The sequence below is a fragment of the Herpetosiphonaceae bacterium genome (genome assembly GCA_036374795.1).
Taxonomy (GTDB): Bacteria; Chloroflexota; Chloroflexia; order Chloroflexales; family Kallotenuaceae; genus LB3-1.
Genome location: DASUTC010000368.1, coordinates 1 through 3,357, shown reverse-complemented (window position 1 = coordinate 3,357; position 3,357 = coordinate 1). Strand labels below are relative to the sequence as shown.

The following is a 3,357-nucleotide window of genomic DNA, read 5'->3' as shown; positions in this document are numbered from 1 at the left end:
CGCGTAGTGCAGCGGCAGCTCCGGCAGCACCACCGGATTGTGCTGGACAAAGCCCTGGTAGAGCGCGCTCAGTTCACGCAGCACAATGCCCTGCGACCAGCCATCCGAGACGATGTGATGTACCACCAGCACCAGGATATGGTCGTGTGGCCCCTGCCGATAGAGCGTCGCGCGCAGCAGCGGCCCTCGGCGCAGATCGAACGGCTGCTGGATCGCGGCGCGCACGATCTGGACGAAGACCGCCTGAGATTCAGCCTCCAACAGACCGGGGGCGTCGCTCACCGAAAGCGGAACATCGAGCGCGGGCGCAATCACCTGCACAGGCTGGTCCGTCTCGCCGTCGGCGCTCTGAGCAAAGGTGGTCCGCAGCGCGGCATGGCGCTCGACCAGCGCGCTGAGCGCCTGGTGCAATGCTGCCACATCGAGCGTGCCGTGGAGCCGCACGACCAGCGGCAGATGGTAGGCGGCGCTGCCGGGCTCAAGCTGATCGAGGAACCAGAGCCGCTGCTGCGCGAACGATAGGGGCACGATTCGATGATCCGACGACAGCGCTGCGCGCTCGTGAGGTACGGGCGGCGCCGTGAGGATGCCTTCAGCCTGGGCAGTGGTCAGGCGCGCAGCCAGGCCCGCGACGGTCGGGGCCTCGAAGAGCAGCCGCAGCGGCACCTCGTGGCCGAGCACCTGCCGCAGCCGCGTCACCACCTGCGTCGCCCGCAGCGAGTGCCCGCCCAGCGCGAAGAAGTTCTCCTCGACGCTCACCGCCGCCACCCCCAGCACCGCCCGCCACACCCCCGCGATCACCTCTTCCAGCGGCGTGCGCGGCGCGACATACGCCGCGCGCGCCCGGCCTGCTGTGTCCTCCGGCGGCGGCAGCGCTTTGCGATCGACCTTGCCGTTGGGCGTCAGCGGCAGCGCCTCCACCACCACGAACGCGCTCGGCACCATGTACTCCGGCAGCCGCTCACGCAGGAACGCACCCAGCACGACGCCCGGCGAACCATCCGCCCCCGGTTCCTGGTGCGCTACCACATACGCCACGAGGCGCGCATCGCCGGGGGTGTCCGCGCGCACCACCACCACCGCCTCGCGGATCGCCGCGTGCTGCCGCAGCACCGCCTCGATCTCCCCCAGCTCGATGCGATACCCCCGCACTTTCACCTGCTGGTCCAGCCGCCCCAGAAACTCCAGCGTCCCATCCGCCCGGTAGCGCACCCGGTCCCCCGTCCGGTACACCCGCGCCCCCGCTGCGCCCCCGAACCCATCCGGCACAAACCGCTCCGCCGTCAGCGCCGGACGCCCATGATACCCCCGCGCCACGCCGTGCCCGCCGATCAGCAGCTCCCCTGGCGTGCCCAGCCCCACCAGCCGCAACTGCCCGTCCACCACGTAGAGCTGCGTGTTGGCGATCGGCTGCCCCAGCGCCACCCGTCCGGCTCCCGCCGCCACCGGTCCCGCCGCCGACCAGACCGTCGTTTCCGTCGGCCCATACAGGTTCCACAGCCGGGCGACCCGCCCCAGCAGCGCCTCGGCCAGCTCCCACGGCAGCGCCTCGCCGCCGCACAGCGCCGTCAGTCCCGGCGTGCCCGTCCAGCCCGCCGCCAGCAGCAGCTGCCATGTCGCGGGCGTCGCTTGCAGCACCGTCGCGCCCGTGGCGTCCAGCAGCGCCACCAGCCGCGCGCCATCGATCGCCTCGGCACGGGGCACCAGCACCAGCCGCGCGCCGACCAGCAGGGGCAGGAACAGCTCCAGCCCGGCGATGTCAAAGGCGATCGTCGTCACCGCCAGCAGCACATCCTGCGGCCCCAGCCCCGGCTGGCGCTGCATCGCGCACAGGAAGTTGACCAGCGCGCGCTGTGAGATCTGGACGCCCTTAGGCCGTCCGGTGGAGCCGGAGGTGTAGAGCACATAGGCCAGGTGGTCGGGCGTGACCGTGGTGGCAGGCGGCGTCATGGGCTGGCGGGCGATTTGCGGCCACGCGGTATCGAGGCAGAGGGTCTGGCCGTCGTGGGCGGGCAGCGTCGGCAGCAAGGCCTGCTGGGTCACGAGCACAGCAGCCTGGGCGTCGTGGAGCACGAACTGAATGCGCTCGGCGGGATAGCTGGGATCGAGCGGGACGTAGCAGCCGCCGGCCTTGAGGATGCCGAGCAGCGCGACGAGGAGATCGAGCGAGCGATGGAGGCAGACGCCGACGCGGACCTCGCCCTGCGGGCACCCGCCGACGCCGAGGCTGCGCAGATGATGCGCCAGTTGATTGGCGCGCTGATCGAGGGCGGCGTAGGTGAGCGTCTCCGCGCCGCAGACGAGCGCCACGGCGTCGGGCGTGCGCATAGCCTGCGCCTCGATCAGCGTATGGACACACTGATCCTGGGGATAGGCGGCCTCGGTCGCGTTCCAGGTCTGGAGCAGCAACGCCTGCTCGCTCGTCGTCAGGAGCGGCAGCGCGGTGATCGCTTGGTTGGGATCGGCCACGATGCCCGCCAGTAGCATCTGAAAATGCTCCGCCAGCCGTTCGATCGTCGCCGTGTCAAAGAGATCGGTCGAATACTCGACAGAACCGTACAGCCCGTCGGGCTTCTCATGCAGCATCAGGCTTAGATCGAACTTGGCCGTCTGGCTCTCCACGGCCAGCGGCTCGAAGGTCAGATCGGGCAGGGCGATCGTCGTGCGCGGCGTGTTCTGGAGGATGAACATCACCTGAAACAGCGGCGTGCGGCTCAGGTCGCGCTCCGGCTGCACCGCCTCGACCAGCAGCTCGAAGGGCACATCCTGATGGGCGTAGGCCTGTAGACACACACTGCGCACCCGCTCGAGCAGCGCCGCGAAGCTCGGATTGCCCGCCAGATCGGTTCGCAGCACCAGCGTGTTGACGAAGAAGCCGATCAAGCCCTCGAATTCGGGCCGCACGCGCCCGGCGATCGGCGTACCGACCGCGATGTCGGTCTGCCCGCTGTAGCGCGCCAAGAGCGTTTGCCACGCCGCCAGCAGCGTCATGTAGAGCGTGGCTCCGAGGCGCTGGCTAAGCTGTTGCACCTCGACCGTTAGCGCGGCGGGAATGTGTAGCGCATAGTGCCTGCCGCGATACGAGGGCATCGGCGGGCGGGGCCGATCGGTGGGCAGATCGAGCGGGGCGAGATCGGCAAGCTGCGCTTGCCAGTAGGCGAGCTGCTGATCGAGCACCGCGCCCTGCAACCACTGCCGCTGCCACACAGCGTAGTCCGCGTAGTGCAGCGGCAGCTCCGGCAGCACCACCGGATTGTGCTGGACAAAGCCCTGGTAGAGCGCGCTCAGTTCACGCAGCACAATGCCCTGCGACCAGCCATCCGAGACGATGTGATGTACCACCAGCACCAGGATATG

The 3,357-nt window shown here is 69.6% G+C and carries 1 protein-coding gene; it reads right to left on the bottom strand.

What is annotated here, in order from left to right; genetic code table 11:
* Positions 1-3,357 (bottom strand): amino acid adenylation domain-containing protein (locus VFZ66_29905; GenBank protein ID HEX6293433.1); only part of this gene is annotated, 3,357 nt, incomplete at both ends.